This is a genomic window from Arthrobacter sp. MAHUQ-56, from assembly GCF_019710585.1.
Taxonomy (GTDB): Bacteria; Actinomycetota; Actinomycetes; order Actinomycetales; family Micrococcaceae; genus Arthrobacter.
In genome coordinates this window covers 109,859-126,123 of record NZ_JAIFZQ010000021.1, presented here as the reverse complement: position 1 = coordinate 126,123, position 16,265 = coordinate 109,859, and the positions used below count along the sequence as shown (strand labels likewise).

Annotated in this window: 15 protein-coding genes; 9 read left to right on the top strand and 6 right to left on the bottom strand. The window is 67.0% G+C overall.

The genetic code is table 11. The annotated features are described in order from the left end of the window. Positions 1–41: 41 nt before the first annotated feature. From K4G53_RS18220 to K4G53_RS18210, 3 genes are read left to right on the top strand one after another with little or no spacing between them, the layout of a single operon-like run. Positions 42–1,100, top strand: coding sequence for a Gfo/Idh/MocA family oxidoreductase (locus K4G53_RS18220; protein WP_374226184.1), 1,059 nt, complete (start codon positions 42–44; stop codon positions 1,098–1,100). Further along, complete coding sequence (locus K4G53_RS18215; protein ID WP_221387087.1) at positions 1,100–1,885, top strand: TIM barrel protein; 786 nt, start codon at positions 1,100–1,102, stop codon at positions 1,883–1,885. The genes K4G53_RS18220 and K4G53_RS18215 overlap by 1 nt, the downstream gene beginning before the upstream one ends. Further along, positions 1,882–2,925 (top strand): Gfo/Idh/MocA family oxidoreductase, encoded by a 1,044-nt coding sequence (locus K4G53_RS18210; protein ID WP_221387086.1) that lies wholly within the window; start codon positions 1,882–1,884, stop codon positions 2,923–2,925. The genes K4G53_RS18215 and K4G53_RS18210 overlap by 4 nt, the downstream gene beginning before the upstream one ends. A 14-nt stretch (positions 2,926–2,939) precedes the next feature. On the opposite strand, the gene K4G53_RS18205 is transcribed toward K4G53_RS18210, so the two are convergent. After that, positions 2,940–3,389, bottom strand: coding sequence for a MarR family winged helix-turn-helix transcriptional regulator (locus tag K4G53_RS18205; RefSeq protein WP_221387085.1), 450 nt, complete (start codon positions 3,387–3,389; stop codon positions 2,940–2,942). A gap of 157 nt (positions 3,390–3,546) precedes the next feature. On the opposite strand from K4G53_RS18205, the gene K4G53_RS18200 reads away from it, so the two are divergent. Then, entirely contained in the window at positions 3,547–4,752 is a 1,206-nt protein-coding gene (locus K4G53_RS18200; RefSeq protein WP_221387084.1) for an MFS transporter, read from the top strand. A 142-nt stretch (positions 4,753–4,894) separates the two neighbouring features. Here the strand turns inward: K4G53_RS18200 and iolB are convergent, their stop codons facing one another. Together iolB and K4G53_RS18190 are read right to left on the bottom strand one after the other, a co-directional pair. Beyond that, complete coding sequence (iolB, locus tag K4G53_RS18195) at positions 4,895–5,788, bottom strand: 5-deoxy-glucuronate isomerase (RefSeq protein ID WP_221387083.1); 894 nt, start codon at positions 5,786–5,788, stop codon at positions 4,895–4,897. A gap of 17 nt (positions 5,789–5,805) precedes the next feature. Further along, positions 5,806–6,546, bottom strand: a complete 741-nt coding sequence (locus tag K4G53_RS18190; RefSeq protein ID WP_221387082.1) for a GntR family transcriptional regulator — start codon at positions 6,544–6,546, stop codon at positions 5,806–5,808. A gap of 272 nt (positions 6,547–6,818) precedes the next feature. Between K4G53_RS18190 and K4G53_RS18185 the strand changes: the two genes are divergently transcribed. Next, entirely contained in the window at positions 6,819–7,955 is a 1,137-nt protein-coding gene (locus K4G53_RS18185; RefSeq protein ID WP_221387081.1) for an LOG family protein, read from the top strand. 38 nt (positions 7,956–7,993) lie between these two features. Here the strand turns inward: K4G53_RS18185 and K4G53_RS18180 are convergent, their stop codons facing one another. Then, positions 7,994–9,130: a VIT1/CCC1 transporter family protein gene (locus K4G53_RS18180; RefSeq protein ID WP_221387080.1), complete on the bottom strand. Its 1,137-nt coding sequence runs from the start codon at positions 9,128–9,130 to the stop codon at positions 7,994–7,996. A gap of 299 nt (positions 9,131–9,429) precedes the next feature. Here K4G53_RS18180 and K4G53_RS18175 point away from each other — a divergent pair, with 299 nt between their 5' ends. Then, positions 9,430–9,657 (top strand): hypothetical protein, encoded by a 228-nt coding sequence (locus tag K4G53_RS18175; RefSeq protein WP_221387079.1) that lies wholly within the window; start codon positions 9,430–9,432, stop codon positions 9,655–9,657. A gap of 115 nt (positions 9,658–9,772) precedes the next feature. Here the strand turns inward: K4G53_RS18175 and K4G53_RS18170 are convergent, their stop codons facing one another. Beyond that, positions 9,773–11,293 (bottom strand): sodium:solute symporter, encoded by a 1,521-nt coding sequence (locus K4G53_RS18170; protein ID WP_221387078.1) that lies wholly within the window; start codon positions 11,291–11,293, stop codon positions 9,773–9,775. Between the two features lie 249 nt (positions 11,294–11,542). On the opposite strand from K4G53_RS18170, the gene K4G53_RS18165 reads away from it, so the two are divergent. Then, positions 11,543–12,118, top strand: a complete 576-nt coding sequence (locus K4G53_RS18165; protein ID WP_221387077.1) for a cupin domain-containing protein — start codon at positions 11,543–11,545, stop codon at positions 12,116–12,118. Between the two features lie 58 nt (positions 12,119–12,176). Here the strand turns inward: K4G53_RS18165 and K4G53_RS18160 are convergent, their stop codons facing one another. Next, entirely contained in the window at positions 12,177–13,088 is a 912-nt protein-coding gene (locus tag K4G53_RS18160) for a DUF559 domain-containing protein (RefSeq protein WP_221387076.1), read from the bottom strand. 295 nt (positions 13,089–13,383) lie between these two features. Here K4G53_RS18160 and speB point away from each other — a divergent pair, with 295 nt between their 5' ends. Further along, positions 13,384–14,448, top strand: coding sequence for an agmatinase (speB, locus tag K4G53_RS18155; RefSeq protein WP_221387196.1), 1,065 nt, complete (start codon positions 13,384–13,386; stop codon positions 14,446–14,448). Between the two features lie 4 nt (positions 14,449–14,452). Further along, the gene (locus K4G53_RS18150) at positions 14,453–16,141 is read left to right on the top strand and encodes a thiamine pyrophosphate-binding protein (protein ID WP_221387075.1); all 1,689 of its coding nucleotides are present in this window, start codon (positions 14,453–14,455) and stop codon (positions 16,139–16,141) included. Positions 16,142–16,265: the final 124 nt, after the last annotated feature.

The following is a 16,265-nucleotide window of genomic DNA, read 5'->3' as shown; positions in this document are numbered from 1 at the left end:
AGGACAAGCCATTGGCTTACATCTCCCAGCACACCATCGCAATGCCCGCACCGGTACGGATCGGACTCATCGGCTCCGGCTGGATGGGTGCGTTCCATGCCGAGAGCATCGCCCGCCGCGTTCCCGGAGCTGAGTTGGCCGCCATAGCGGACCCCAACATCGAGTCCGCGCAGAACATCGCACTGGAGCTGGGTACTGCCAAAGTGACGGCCAGTGTTGACGACGTCCTCGCAGATCCGGAGGTTGACGCCATAATAATCGCCAGCCCGGCACGGTTCCACGCAGCGCTGATAGCCCAGGCCGCTGCGGCCGGAAAGCATGTCTTTTGCGAGAAGCCTGCCGGTCAGTCTCTGGCCGAACTCGACGCCGCGTTCGCCGCCGTGGACGAGGCTGGTGTCCTGTTCCAGATCGGGTTCAACCGCCGGTACGCTGACGATTTCCGGGCAGCGAAGAAGGACCTCGCCGCAGGCATTGCCGGGACTCCGCGACTCATGCGCTCGCTGACCCGTGATCCCGGGACCGGAAGCATTCCAAACGCTGCGCGGGTCCCGGCCTGGACCATCTTCCTGGAGACCCTCATCCACGACTTCGACACCCTCAACTGGTTCAACGAGGGGGCTGAACCGGTGGAGGTGTTTGCCGTGGCGGACGCGCTGGTGGAACCATCCCTTCGCGAACAGGGGTTCCTGGATACAGCGGTGGTGACCATCAGGTACAGCAACGGCGCGCTGGCAGTGGCCGAGGCGAACTTTAGTGCCCTGTACGGGTATGACGTCCGCGGCGAGGTCTTCGGTTCCAAGGGCATGGTCCAGGCTGGCCGCGCCACGGAGACGGCGGCCCGCCGCTACACGGCAGAAGGGCTTTCCGCCGACACTCCACGGCTCAACGTCGAGCTCTTCCGCCAGGCCTATACGGACGAGCTGGCCGACTTCGCCGGGGCGGTCCGTGCACGGCGCGGGGACGTATCGCCGCCGTCGTCCGATTTCACATTGACGCCCGGCGCTGCCGACGCCCGCCGTGCCCTTGCAATGGCGTTGGCCTGCATCGAGTCCGTCAAACGCGGCGCCCCTGTTGCCGTCTCCGAAAAGGCAGGCGTCTGATGCGCCTGGCCGTTTGCGCCGAGATGGTTTTTTTGGACCTGCCGTTCGTGGAACGGGTGCGCAGGATCCATGCGGCGGGCTTCGACGTCGAACTCTGGGATGCGAGGACTAAAGACATCCAGGCACTGAAGGCTACCGGAGCCGTCTTCTCCTCCATGACGGGCTACGTTTCCGGCAGCCTGGTGGACCCGGACACAGCCGATGACGTGGTGCGGACGGCTGAATCCCTGATCCCCACCGCCCTCGAACTTGGCGCCAGCCGCATGGTGGTGCACCCCGCCGAGCTCTTGGACGGCCGTGCCGCCCGCCCGATTTACCGCTCCACCGGCCGCATGTGGGCCACGGGCGCCCGTACCCTGCAGCGGCTTGGCTCCCTGGGGGAAAAGTACGGCATGACGTTCTGCCTTGAAAACCTCAACACCATCCTTGACCACCCCGGGATCCCCCTGGCACGCGCCAAGGACACCTTGGCACTGGTGGAGGCCGCCGGGCACCCCAACGCGAAACTGATGCTGGACCTTTACCACGCACAGCTTGGGGAAGGGAACCTTATCGAACTGGTGAGGTCGGCCCTGCCGTATATCGGGGAAATCCAGGTGGCGGACGTTCCTGGGCGCTGTGAACCGGGCACCGGGGAAATCAATTATGTAGCTGTGGCCCGCAGCCTGGCTGAGGCCGGATATGAAGGCACGGTGGGCCTGGAGTCATGGGCGAAGGATGACAGTAATGCAGCCCTTGACGCCTTTCGGACCGCTTTTACCGTCCATGCAGAGGTAGAACGATGAAGAGGGTAACGCTTGGCCTGGTCGGCGTGGGCCGGATCGGCGTGATGCACGCCCAAAACATCGCGGCCCTCAACGGAGTGTTGAATGCCAAGGGCATCAACGTGGCGCTCCGCCTTACGGACGTGGCGGAAGAGCACGCAAGAAGTGTCGCCGCGGGCCTCGAAGCCGAATACCGTTCATCAGTTGATGCGCTGCTCGCCTCGGGTGTGGACGGCTTGGTGGTGGCCACGGGAACCGCCACCCATCCCAAGCTAATCAGGGCAGGGGTGGACGCCAACATCCCGGTATTTTGCGAGAAACCGGTGGCGATGAACGTTGCGGACGCCCTCCCAGTGCTGGACTACATCCGGGACAACAACGGCGTGGTCCAGATTGGCCACCAGCGCCGCTTTGATGCCGGCTATCTTGAGGCGAGGCGGGCATACCAGGCCGGCGAACTGGGGTGGATCCACTCCCTGCGGGCTGTCACGTGCGACATGGCACCACCGCCGGTCGAATTCCTCGCAACCTCCGGAGGGCTGTTCCGGGATTGCTCCGTCCACGACTTCGACATCCTGCGCTGGCTGACCGGCCGCGAAATCGTTGAGGTCTACGCCAAGGGTTCGAATAACGGCGATCCGGCCATCGGCGAAGTAGGGGACGTGGATACGGCCCTGGCCCTGGTCACTTTCGACGACGGGACGGTAGGAACGGTCTCGGCGAGCCGGTATAACAGGGCGGGACACGACGTGCGGCTGGAAATCCAAGGGTCCCGCCGGTCGCTCATGGTGGGCCTGGACGGCAAGATGGCCATGGACTCGGCGGAACCCGGCGTCGCTTTCCCTTCGGGTGAGCCGCATAGGACCTTTGCCGAGCGCTTCGACCAGGCCTACCGTTCAGAAATGGCCGCCTTCGTTGAGCTTGTCCTGGGCCTGCGGGCCAACCCGTGCACGCCCGAGGACGCCGTGGCCGCCTCCCGGGTTGCCGATGCCGCCCAGGAGTCCCTGGCCAGCGGTGACCCTGTGCGGGTGGGAGGAGCAGTGGCCAACCGGGCGTCCTGAATCAGGCAATCCGGTCAGGACGGCGCGTGGAGCCGGGGGAGGGCCTCCACGAGCGGCGCCAGCTCCGGGATAGCCTGGGCCTCGCCCAGGGCGCGTTCGAGCGTCGCGTCGTGCACGGGCCGCGCTTCCGCGAGCAGGCTGCTTCCGCTCTTCGTCAGCTCGGTGTAGATGCCGCGCCGGTCGTCGTCGCAAAGGATCCTGGTCAGCAGGCCACGGTCCTCCAACCGGTTGACCAGCCGGGTGGTGGCGCTGGGGCTCAGCGCCGTGGCGCGGGCCAGCTGCTGCATCCGCATGTGCCACCCGTCCTGCCGGCTGAGCGCGTCCAACACCGTGAACTCCACCACCGAGAGCTGTGACCCGGCCTGGAGGGAGCGCTCGAGCTCAGCTTCGATCAGCCCATGCAGGGCAGCAAGCGTTCGCCACCCCTGCGCGCGGACCTCGACGGCGTCGTCCTTGATGCCCATTGCTTGCTCCTTTCCAGAGAACGGCCGGGAAGGCCGGTCATCAACGGCACGCATATAGTTGCTTGCGCGGTATATTTGCACATGCAACAATAAATACCGCGCCTGCAACTATCTTAGGCGCCATCCCCAATCCAGTACAGCTCAAAGGAGCATTCTCATGCCTATAGGCCTGATAGCACTCGCCCTGGGTGGCTTCGGCATCGGACTCACCGAGTTCGTCATCGCCGGCCTCCTCCCGCAGGTTGCCGCGGACTTCCACGTCAGTGAAGCGTCGGCCGGCTGGTTCATCTCCGGGTACGCGCTCTCGGTGGTGGTCGGGGCGCTGGGCCTGACGGCGGCCGTAACCCGGTTCCCGCGCAAGCCTGTACTGGCCGCTTTGCTGGTCCTGTTCATTGCCGGCAACCTGCTCTCCGCCACGGCCGATGGATACTGGCCGATGATGCTGGGCCGCGTTATTGCCGCACTCTCCCATGGCGCCTTCTTTGGAATTGGGGCGGTGGTAGCGGCGGGCATGGTCCCGCCCAGCAAGAAGGCCGGTGCGATCGCGCTGATGTTCACCGGGCTCACGGCGGCCAACGTCCTGGGCGTGCCTTTCGGGACCCTGCTGGGCCAGGCCGCCGGTTGGCGAGCCACCTTCTGGGCCATCACCGTCATCGGCGTCGCCGCGCTCGCGGGCATCCTGGCGCTCGTCCCCAAGCAGGCAGGCGAAACGGGGGAAGCAGGCGGTCTCCGCTCGGAACTCCGGGCCTTCCGCTCGGGCCAGGTGTGGCTGTCCATCGTGGTGACAATCCTCGGCTTCGGCGGAATGTTCGGTGCCTTCACCTACGTCGCCTATACCTTGACTGAAGTTTCCGGTTTTGCCGCCTCCGCCGTTCCATGGCTCCTCGTCGTCTTCGGTGCGGGACTCTTCGCCGGCAACACCTTGGGCGGCAAGGCGGCCGACCGTAACGTGGACCGCACGCTCCTGGTGGTACTCGCCGTCCTCACGCTGGTTATGGTGGCATTCGCCCTGACGGCGGCGAATCCGGTCCTGACCGTCATCTCGCTGGTCCTAATGGGCGGCTTCGGCTTCGCCACTGTCCCTGGCCTGCAGATGCGCGTCATGACCTACGCAAGCGGCGCACCCACCCTCGCATCCGGCGCCAACATCGGTGCCTTCAACGTGGGCAACGCCCTGGGCGCCTGGCTGGGCGGCGTGACCATCACCGCGGGCCTGGGCTACACCTCACCCATCTGGGCCGGGGCGGCCATCACCCTCGCCGGCCTTGCCGTCATGGCGTTCGCCGCTGCAGCCGCCAGGAAGGGCGAGCAGCGCGGCGAAGGCCAGAGGCAGGCGGCAGCCGGGGAATTGGTCAGCCGCTAGGCCGCGCCGGAACGGAAGTCGTCGGTCAGGACGGAATCAACGCCGTCGGCTTCGCCGGCCCGCGGACCGGCGGAGCCGACGGCGACCATCACCTGGTTGCCGCTGCCCGCCCGGGTGCGGGGCAGGAGTGGTGGGTCGCCGGTCAGGCGCCGAACGGCAGCCGGGGGTCGATGTTCTGGCTGTCCCAGGTCTGCCGAACCCAGCCGTGGTGCGGGTCGTCGCTGATCAGCCATTCCCGCACCGGCCCCGGACCCGCCATCACGTTCAAGTAGTAGAGGTCGTAGCCGGGCGCCGCCATCGCCGGGCCGTGCCAGCCGTAGGGAACCAGGACGACGTCGCCGCTGCGGACCTCTGCCGAGACATCGATGGGCCGTTCATCCGAGGCATAGACGCGCTGGTAGCCGATCGCGTCCGCGTCGGCAGGTGCTGGAGAGCCGGCAGCCACCTGGGTTTCGAAGTAGTAGATCTCCTCCAGGGAGGTCTCGCCGTCCTTCTCTTCATCGTGCTTGTGCGGCGGGTAGGAGGACCAGTTCCCCGCAGGGGTGAGGACCTCGCAGACGATGAACCGGTCCGCCTCCAGCGCTGCCGGGGTGCCGAAGTTGTGCACCTGGCGCGAGCAGTTGCCGGCGCCGCGCAGTTCAACCGGGGTTTCGGCGGCCGGGACCAGGCGCGTGGGGTAGGACGCCGTCGCCGGTGCCGTGGCCACGGCAACCCGGCCGCCGTCGGCAGAGCTGATGCTCACGGCGCGTCCGGTACCCGAATACAGCACGTCGCTGGGGCCGGAGAATACCGACGGGCGCCCGTCGAGGGGGTAGTCGGTGCCGTCAACGGTGACGGTGAAGGATCCGTTCAGCGGCACCACGATGCGTTCCTCGTCCGCGGCGGGTAGTTCGACGGAGGCCCCGGCCGGAAGCGTGGCGACCTTCAACCCGGTGTGTGCCCAGCCGTCCACGGAGAGGGAGGAATCCGAGGTTCCGATCGAGACGTCCCATCTGCCGTCGGCGGCGGTGCCCAGGGGGTAGACCCAGTTGGTCATGGAGGTGTTCCTTTGCGCTAGCGCTGTACGAGTGTCATTTCGAAGCTGTAGGAATCGGCGCGGTACACGTGCTGGCCGGTCTCAACGCGGCGGCCGGTATCGTCAACGGCGGTGCGTTCCATGGTCACCAGCGCGGAACCCGCAGGTGTATCGAGCATGGACGCCTGGTATTCATCGGCTGTCCTGGCGCCGATGCGCTGCGTAGCAAGCCGGAAGTTCACTCCGCCCCGGCGGAGGATGGAATACAGGCCTTCGGCGCCCAGCATGGCTTCATCCATCTCGGCGATGTCGTCGCGCACCCAGTTCTCCATCAGGGCCAGCGGCTTGCCGCCCACCTTCCGCAGTCGGGTGAAGTGGTAGACCTTCGATCCCGCGGGCAGTTGCAGCGTTGTGAGTGTGGCATCGTCCGCCTCCACGTGCGAGAAGCTGAGGACTTCAGTGGTGGGATTCTTGCCGTTGTTGGTGAGGTCGTCGTAGAGGCTGGAGAGCTCCAGGGGGCGGCGGACCTGGCTGGAGACCACCTGGGTTCCCACGCCCCGCTTGCGCACCAGGAGTCCGGACCGGACCAGCTCGTCCATGGCCTTGCGCATGGTGGGGCGGGACAGGTTCAGCTGGGCTGCAAGGTCGATCTCGTTGTCCAGCCGGCTGCCCGGTTCCAGCACGCCGCTGTAGATCGCGGCCTCGATGCCCTGGACCACCTGGTGATACAGGGGTACGGGGGAGGAGCGGTCAATGCTGAGTCCCAGGTTGTTCGCCACGGTGCGTTTCCCTCATGTTTGGTCTCTGCGCGGCCGGCGGGGCGGCAGCGCCAGCAGCTTGCTGCTATTTGTTCGCTTGATAGGACATACTTCCATCGTTGATCGTAGCAGGCGCCCGGGGCCGGTCAAGGGGTTCGCCGCAATCCTTGCCGAGGGGCGGCTGCCGTGGCCGAAGACCTGGACACATCGGTCCTCCCGACGGATGGTATCCGGCCCCCGTTTTTCCGTGTGGTGGCCTAGGCTGGCCTCATGACCTGGACCGGGAAACAGCCGTGAATTTCGCCGGCAGCCTCGGCCCGCGCCCCCGCAACCTTGAAGTGCAGGACCTGGCCAGCTTCGACCGTCTGGTGGGCGCCGGCGCGGTCAACCTGCACGGTTGGCACGCCCAGTCCCTGGACCTGCGCGGCCGGGCAGCGGCGCTTAAAAGGGTGAACGTCGAGGGCGCGATGTTCCTCGGCTGCACCTTCGATGAGGGCATGGAGGGCAACCTCCGCAGCCGGGGCGCACTGATCTTCCCGAAGTTGGTGGGCGTGCCCTTCGATCCTTACCGCGCCAGCCTCTACTCTCCGGCGGAACTGTACGCCGGGCTCGCAACGTCACCCTACGAGGAACTGCCGGACGCCCGCATCTACCACTGGAGCATCCAGCCCGGCCAGCGGCACCGGGTGGACTCCACCCTGGCCTCGGCCCTTCACGACCATGCGATCGGCGACGCGCTGGACGAGCTGACCCGGTCCGCGCCCTGGACCCGGGACTCGATCGTGGGCGTTATGGGCGGCCATGCAGCACCGCGCGGCAGCGCAGACTTCGCCCGGGCGGCGCGGCTTGGAAGGCTCCTTGCCCGGGACGGCCATGCCGTCGCCACCGGCGGCGGCCCGGGGGCCATGGAGGCGGCGAACCTGGGCGCCTACCTGAGCCGGGCGTCCGACGGCGACGTGGAGGCGGCGCTGGGCACGCTCGCCGCCGTCCCGGGGTTCCGTCCCTCGGTGTCCGCGTGGGCGCGTGCGGCCGCGGCCGTCGTCGAACGCCATCCCGGCGGGACGCCGTCGCTGGGGATCCCCACCTGGTTCTACGGGCATGAGCCGCCCAACTACTTCGCCACGCACATCGCCAAATACTTCGCCAACGCCATCCGGGAAGCCATCCTGCTGGAGCTGTGCCACGGTGGCATCGTGTTCCTGCCCGGGGCTGCCGGGACCGTCCAGGAGATCTTCCAGGACGCTTGCGAAAACTACTACGGAGCCCGCGAAAAGGTGGCCCCGATGGTGCTGGTGGGGCGGCGGCACTGGGAAGAGGAGTATCCGGCCTGGCCCATGCTGCGCAGCCTCGCGGCCGGCCGGGCCATGGCGGACTGCATCTTCCTGGTGGACTCGGTGGACGAAGCCGTCGAGGTGCTGCGCCGGGGCTAGCCAGCCCCGGCTAGCCGACCACGGCTAACCGACCGTCGCTATCCGACTACCGTGCCGAAGACCAGGCCCAGCACGTACGTGACCGCCGCCGCGCCCAGGCCGATCGCAAGCTGGCGCAGGCCGCGGGTCAGCGGTGACGTGCCGGACAGCAGGCCAACGGTGCCACCGGTTGCCAGCAGCGCGATGCCCACCAGGGCCCCGGCCGCCACCAGGGCGGGAACGCCGGTCAAGCCGAACAGGAACGGCAGGATGGGGACGATGGCGCCGGAGGCGAAGAAGCAGAAGCTGGACAGCGCGGCTCCCCATGCTGTGCCGACCGCCTCATGCTGGTCCCCGTCGTCCGGCAGTTCCGGCTGCAGGGACAGGCTGGGGTCGCAGTCGCAGGACAGCAGGCCCATGCGCTCGGCCACGCGGTGCTCCGCGGCTTCGCGCGACATCCCCCGGGCCAGGTAGACGAGGAGGAGTTCGTTGTGTTCAAGGTCCAGGTTGGGCGCGGCCGCCAGGGTGACCTGGGTGGGGCGGGTGGCCGCCAGGAGTTCGCGCTGGGACCGGACGGAGATAAACTCGCCGGCGCCCATGGACATGGCACCGGCCAGGAGGCCGGCGATCCCGCTGAGCAGCACCACGCTGCTGGCCACACCCGAGGCCGCCATGCCCATCACCAGGGAAAGGTTGCTGACCAGGCCGTCGTTGGCGCCAAAGACCGCAGCCCGGAATGTGCCAGCCAAACGGCTGCGCCCGCGGGTGGCCAGGCCGCGGACCACCTCCTCATGGATCTGCTCATCGGCAGCCATGGCGTCGGTTGCGTTGGGGTCCTTGGCGTAAGGGGACCGGCCTTCCGCCCGCTGCGCGAGTGCCAGCACGAAAACGGAGCCGAAATGCCGCGCCAGGAACCCCAGGAACCGGCTCCTGCCCGACGCCTTCTTCGGTTTGCCCGCGTGCTCCCCGAGCAGTGCCAGCCAGTGTGCCTCGTGCCGGCCCTCCGCCTCGGCCAGGGCCAGCAGGATGTCGCGCTCCTCGCCCTCCCGGTTTTGGGCAAGGTCACGGTAGACCGCCGCCTCGGCGCGCTCATCGGCCAGGTACTGCCGCCACCGCTTAATGTTCGCCGGCGAGGGCTGGGTCCGGGTTGCCTCCTCGGGCGCGCTGTGGGACTCGGGCTGGGCGTGCTGCGACACTGGTACTCCTGGGCTGGAAAGGGCATGTTTTCGGCGCCTTTGCCCTGCCAGCCTACTGCGGATTTCCGCGCTTTTTCGGCTGGCGAACCTCGCTCCGGGGTTTCGGTAAGCCTCATTTCCTGACGCCGGCATGTCCACTTTTGCAGGCCCCAGCGGGCGCCTTTCCGCCCCTCCCGGGGGTGGCCGAATGGCTCGGCGCGGCTATTGACCCGCCCGCCTGCCCGGTGCTGTGATGAAGGTGTGGCGCTGCCCGCGCCTACCTGTAAGAGCACGTCAGGCGAACAGACGGAGGTTCAATCATGAGCACCACCGGACAACACCCGGACATGCCGCACCTGGATGCCGTAGAGGCGGATCCCGCCTACGACTACGCCGAGGATGCACCGGTAGACGATGCCGACTGGGACGCCGAGGACGAGTTCCTCGACGAGGAGGAGCCGGTGGTCCAGGCGCCGCCGGTGGTCATCGATGCCGAGGACCGCGAGGTTCCACTCGACGATGACGAGCCCCGCGACACAGGGGAGTAGGACTTACGACGACGGCGCCTCCTTTCGCTGAACTGCGAAAGGAGGCGCCGTCGTCGTTTTTTAACGCCCGCCCGTTCCAGGGACCCCGCCGCGGCCCGCCCCGGGGCAGCTGCCGCTAGTTGGCGGCGAGCACTTCCTCAGGGGTTTCGGGGGCGTCCTGGCCCGAGACGCGGCGCTGCCAGGCGTGCATCACCCGGGAATCGGTGGGCGGGGTGAGCAGCGAGACCGCCACATACACCACCGCAGAGGCCACCAACCCGTAGTAGATGGGCTCGTTGGCGTAGACGCCGTCCAGCGGGGCTTCGGCGTTGATCTCCAGGATGATCATGGTTCCCAAGGTCACCACCGAGCCGACAGCCATGGACGCGGCGGCGCCCAGCCCGGTGCCGCGCTTCCAGGCCAGGCCGCCGAGGATGGCCACCAGGAGCCCGCCCACCAGGATGTCGTAGGCGATGGTCAGGGCCGCGACGACGTCCTTGGTGATGATGGCGATGACGATGGCTACGATGCCGAGGGCCAGGACCCAGATGCGGTTGGCTTTCACATCGTGCTCCGGGTTCTCCGTGTCGCCGGTGTTGATGGTTTTGCCGAACCAGCCGGCGACGAACGGCAGGACGTCGGCACGGGCCACGGTGGCGGCGGCGATGAGGGCGCCGGACGCGGTGGACATCATGGCGGCGACAGCGGCGGCCAGGACGAGTCCGCCGATGCCGACGGGCAGGATGTTCTGGGCGACCTCGGCGTAGACGTCATCCTTCGCCGCTATCCTGACGTTGGACAGGGCAACGTTGGCGGCCATGCCGATGAGCGCGCCGGCGACGCCGTAGAGGATGCAGTAGATGCCTGCCGTGGCGCCGCCCCAGCGCGCCACTTTGGGAGTCTTGGCGGTGAACACGCGCTGCCAGATGTCCTGGCCGATCAGCAGGCCCAGGGTATAGACCACGAAGTACGTGATGATGGTCTGCACGCCGATGCCATCGATCTGGAAGAAGCTGGCATCCACGCGGCTGCGGATGCCGTCGAGGCCACCGGCGGCGTTCAGGGTGAAGGGAAGCATCAGGAAGAAGATGCCCACCGTCTTGATGACGAACTGGACCTGGTCGGCCAGCGTGATGGACCACATGCCGCCGATGGTGGAGTACACCAGCACGGTCGCGCCGCCGATGGCGATGGCCAGCGCGCGGTCCAGGCCGAAGAGGACCACGAAGATGGTGGCGTAGGCGCCGGTTGAGGTGGCGCAAAGCATCAGGGTGTAGGCGAGCATGACGATGCCCGACGCTTCCGTGGCCCTGCTTCCGTAACGGAGCGTGAGCATCTGGGACACGGTGTAGATCTTCAGCTTCTGGATGGTCCCGGCGAAGAGCAGGCTCAGGAGCAGGACGCCGGCGCCGATGGCCACCACAAGCCACATGCCTGAGATGCCGAACTTGTAGCCAAGCCCCACACCGCCCACGGTGGAGGCTCCGCCCAGGACGACGGCGGCCATGGTGCCGGTGTAGAGGAAGGGGCCCAGGCGGCGGCCGGCCACCAGGAAGTCGCTGTTGTTCCGGGTGCGGGACTTGCCCCACCAGCCGAAGGCCAGCATGGCGAGGAGGTACACCACCACGATGGCGATGTTGATGGCACTTGCATCCATAAGTTGGCTCCTTGGAGCTGTTGGGCACCGGGGTGCGTTCCGGGGGCGCGTCCTGAACCCGTCGCTCTTGACGGGAGGAAGGAGTCCTGATTTGCCTTATAGGCAACAGGAGTTTCCAAAGACTAGGGTGTGACGCCAGTAACAGTCAAGGACCCGATGGCTCCCGTGGCATGCGCGCGTCACAATCCGGCCGCCGATTAGGATGGCTCGAGAGCGCAGCCGGGCTGCCGGCCCATGAAAGGTTCGTAGATGAAGGCACTGCCAGTTGAGCCGAGCAATGTTCCCGTAGCCATTGGCTCCAGGATCCGGGCCGCCCGGCAGTCGCAACGGCTCACCATTGAGCAGGTTGCCGATGCCACCGGGCTGACCAAAGGATTCCTCAGCCGGGTGGAGCGGGACCTGACCTCGCCCTCCGTGGCGTCCCTGGTGACCCTGTGCCAGGTCCTGTCCATCTCCATCGGCGATCTCTTCGCCGCGCCTGAAACCCACCTCACCCGGCGGAACGACGGCCCCCGCATCTCCCTCGGTGGCGAGGGGATCGTGGAGCGGCTGCTCACCGCCCGCTCGGAACGCCGGGTCCAGATCATCCAGGCCGTCATCGAACCGCACGGCCGCGGCGAGTCGGAGCTTTATGCCGTGGACTGCGACGTGGATGTGCTGCATGTGGTCAAGGGATCCATCAAGCTGATCCTCACCAACGAGGAATACGACCTCGGCGCGGGGGACACGGTGACCTTCCCCGGCCGCGAGCCGCACACCTGGGTCAACCCAACCGACAAGCCCGTGGAGGTGCTGTGGGTCCTGGTGCCCGCCGCCAGCCGTTAACCCTTCTGGGCTTTTAGGTGCTTGCCGTGCGCTCCTTCCCACTTACTTCAGGTCGTCTTCATCGGGGAGCCGCCCGCCTTCCCGGGATTCCGCAGGACGCAGTGCATTCGCGTGGGAGTAACTGGGCTGGACTGCACAATCGCTGGCCCGGTTTGCGTTGCCCTGCCGCCAGGACAGTCCTGATTTCCGATATCACCTGGCCGGAATTGAACCAGATGTGCTCCGGCATGTAGCGCAGGACTGCGTAGCCGCTGACGGCGGAGGCATTGTTGCGCTCCCGGTCGCGGAGCATGTCCCCGCGCTTGGAGTGGAATGCGAAGCCGTCAACCTCCACAATCAAGAAGCCGCCCAGCAGGAAGTCCACCCGGCCGATCCCAGGCAGGAAGTCCTGGGACGCGTACTCGATCCCGCGTTTCTGGAACAGGTGCTGAAGGTCGACCTCAACGATGGATTCCGCACGGATGTCGACTTCCCGTAAGACACGTCGGGCGGTCCCGGACCGGTCAGCCAGGAGCTGGGATGCGAGCAGTTCCCGCGGCACGCCGTGCAATCTGATGGCCGAGGTCGCCATTGCGGTGGAGGCCGGGGTCGGCAGGCATCCCAAGGCGTGAAGTGCCACATCCTCGACTGCGGCCACTGGCAAAAGCGGATGCCCTTGGAGCCGGATGGTGCGGTGCCGGACGAAACCGCTGCCGTGGCCGTGATTGCAGGCGAGGTGAAGCCGGGCGGGAGGTTTGCGCAGCCAGAGTCCGTAATGGGCAGCAGCGCTGGCACAACTCAGCCTCCCGTTGTTCAAGACTGCCCCGAGGATTCCTTCGTCGCACTCGGGCAGGACGAAGACCCCGCGCCTGGGTTGGGAGGCGCCGGACTCCTGGAGGCGCAGGAGCTCCCGGCGAGGGAACCCGGCGTTGAGGAGTTGCGCGGAGCGGGCAACGCCACCGGCCTGTTTCAGGTAATCAATGATGTCCATCAGGCCATTGGAGGCCGCGCGGGGAACACCAGGAACGATGCACGGGCCCTATGTGGACAACTCCCTGAGTGCTTCGTGCGGTCCCTCCCAGTTGCTTTTCCGTGCTGCCGGGTCGCGACGGCAGCAATGCCGGAAAATCGCGGCGCGGGAAAGCTGAGTCGGCGCGGCCCAGGGAGTAACTGGGCAGGAACGCAGCAAGCTGAAGGCGGCAGGTAAACAGTTGATTCTCATTAGAAAACCCGGGTGTATGATGGCAGTCACAACCGTTCCCAACTCCTCGAAGGAGGCGCCTCCATTGGAAGAGCTGCGCATCGAAGCCAACGGCAACCTTGGCCCCATCGATTCATCCCGGATTCCCCGCTATGCCGGAGCCGCCACGTATGCACGTCTTCCGCGCCTTGACCAGGTGGACAAGGCGGACGTCACGGTGGTCGGCGTCCCCTTCGATTCCGGCGTTTCCTACCGGCCAGGTGCCCGTTTCGGCGCCAACCACGTCCGCGAGGCGAGCCGGCTGCTGCGCCCCTACAACCCGGCCTGGGACGTGAGCCCCTTTGAAAACATCCAGGTGGCCGACGCCGGGGACATGGCGGTCAACCCCTTCAACATCAACGAAGCCATCGAGACCATCCAGCAGAACGCCCTGGACCTCACGGCTGCCGGGAGCAAGCTGCTGACCCTGGGCGGGGACCACACCATCGCGCTTCCCCTGCTGCGCGCCGCGGCCGAACGCGCAGGCGGACCCATCGCCATGCTCCACTTCGACGCCCACCTCGACACCTGGGACACCTACTTCGGTGCCGAGTACACGCACGGCACCCCCTTCCGCCGCGCCGTCGAGGAGGGCATCCTGGACACCGAGGCCATCAGCCACATCGGTACCCGCGGCCCGCTGTATGGCAAGAAGGATCTCGACGACGACCACCGCTTCGGGTTCGGCATCGTCACCTCCGCGGACGTCTACTACCAGGGCGTCCTTGAGACGGTGGCCAAGGTCCGGGACCGCATCGGCAACCGGCCCCTGTACATCTCCGTGGACATCGACGTCCTGGATCCGGCCCACGCGCCGGGCACCGGCACCCCTGAAGCAGGCGGCATCACCAGCCGCGAACTCCTCGAGATTATCCGGGGGTTCCGCGGCATGAACCTGGTGGGCGCCGACGTCGTGGAAGTATCCCCGGCCTACGACCACGCCGAAATCACCGGCGTTGCCGCCAGCCACGTCGCCTACGAACTGGTCACCCTGATGGCGGACAATGCAACGCCCGGCAGCCGGTTCGGTGCCGATACGGGGTACCAGGCACAGGCCCTGGGCCATGAGGTCCGCCAGCCGGCAGGCTTCGCGGCCGCCACCAAGGAGTAGCGCCGTGGCTGACCACGGCCCGGGTACCCCGGCCCCCAAGGAAGCGGGCGTCCGCAATGGCGGGGACCTCGTCGTCGAAACCTTGGAAGCGCTCGGCGCGAAAACCGTCTTTGGCATCCCGGGCCAGCACGCCCTGGGACTTTTCGATGCGATGGGCCGGGGCAAGCTGCACTTTGTCTCGTCCCGGGTGGAGAACAACAGCGCCTTCGCTGCTGACGGCTACTCCCGCGCCACGGGCGAGGTTGGCGTTCTGTTCCTGTCCACCGGCCCCGGCGCGCTGACGTCGCTGGCCGGGCTGCAGGAGGCCTACGCCACGGGCGTGCCGATGGTGGTGGTGGCGAGCCAGATCCCGCTGGAAGGCCTGGGGGCCCGGCGCAAGGGCATGCTGCACCAACTGGATGACCAGAAGGCTTCGGCGGCGAACGTGACCAAGAGCCAGCGGCTGATCCAGCACGCGTCCGGCATTCCCTCGGCCATCCAGGACGCCTGGACGGAGGCGATCTCCTCGCCGCAGGGCCCAGTGTGGCTGGAGATCCCGCAGAATGTCCTGCTGGACCCGATTATGGTTCCGCCTGTGGAGGACGCCCTGGCGGAGGCGGCAGACAATCCGCCGCGGGTGGAACTGGTCCGAGAAGCCGTTAAATGGCTGGAGTCGGCGGAGCGTCCGGCGATCATTGCCGGCGGCGGCACCCGCCGCGGACGCGCCGAAAAGTCGCTGCTCTCGATTGCGGAGAAACTGCAGGCGCCGGTGATCTGCACCCCGGGCGGCAACGGCGCCTTCCCCTGGAACCACGAGCTGTCGCTGCAGTCGTGGATCGAGGACCGGTACATGACCGAGGTCCTCGAGGACGCCGATGTGCTGGTGGTGGTGGGTTCTTCCCTGGGCGAGGTTACCTCCAACTACTTCACCTTCGAACCGCGGGGCAGGATCATCCAGATCGACGCCGAGCCGCGGGTCCTGGAATCCAACCGCCCGGGCCTGGGGATTCGCGCCGACGCCGGACAGGCGCTCGCGGCCCTTGATGAGGCCCTGCCGGTGCGGAGCGCGAGCCCGAACTGGCATGGATCCACGCCGCAGCAGCTGGTGAAGGAATCCCTGGCGAAGGTCCGGGCCAGGCTCGAGTCGCAGGACCTGGGCAAGGAACTGAAGTTCATGGCGGATATCCGTGAGGCCGTCCCCGCGGGCATGCAGACGTTCTGGGACATGACCATCGCCGCCTACTGGGGCTGGTCCTGCTGGGATGCGCGTGAGGGTCAGTTCCACTCGGCCCAGGGCGCCGGCGGCCTGGGCTTCGCCTTCCCCGGGGCCATCGGTGCGGCCGTGGGGCTTGAAACGCTGGGAAAACCCGCCCGGGTGCTGGCGGTCTCCGGTGATGGCTCGTCCATGTACTCCATCGCCGAACTGGCCACGGCGAAACAGCACAACGTGCCGGTCACCTGGCTGATCATCGACGACGGCGGCTACGGCATCCTGCGCGAATACATGGTGGGTGCCTTTGGCAAGGCCACGGCTACGGAGCTCGCCCGGCCGGACTTCGTCAAGCTCGCCGAATCCTTCGGCGTCCCGGCCACGAGGGTGGCCCCCGGAGACGTGGGGGACGCGCTCAAGGCGGGGTTCGCCGCCGAAGGGCCGAACGTCGTCGTGGTGGAAACCCTCTTAAGGATGTTCGAACCCACCCACCTGGGCGACTAAGCACCCTGCTGCGGCAGTACTCCCTCACTTCCCGTCGGAAGTGGGGGAGTTCGCCGTTTTAACCGGCAGCCTCCCAGTAACTTCGTTTCCCTAAGCAACCTTTTCCTGATACAGTTGCTTTCAG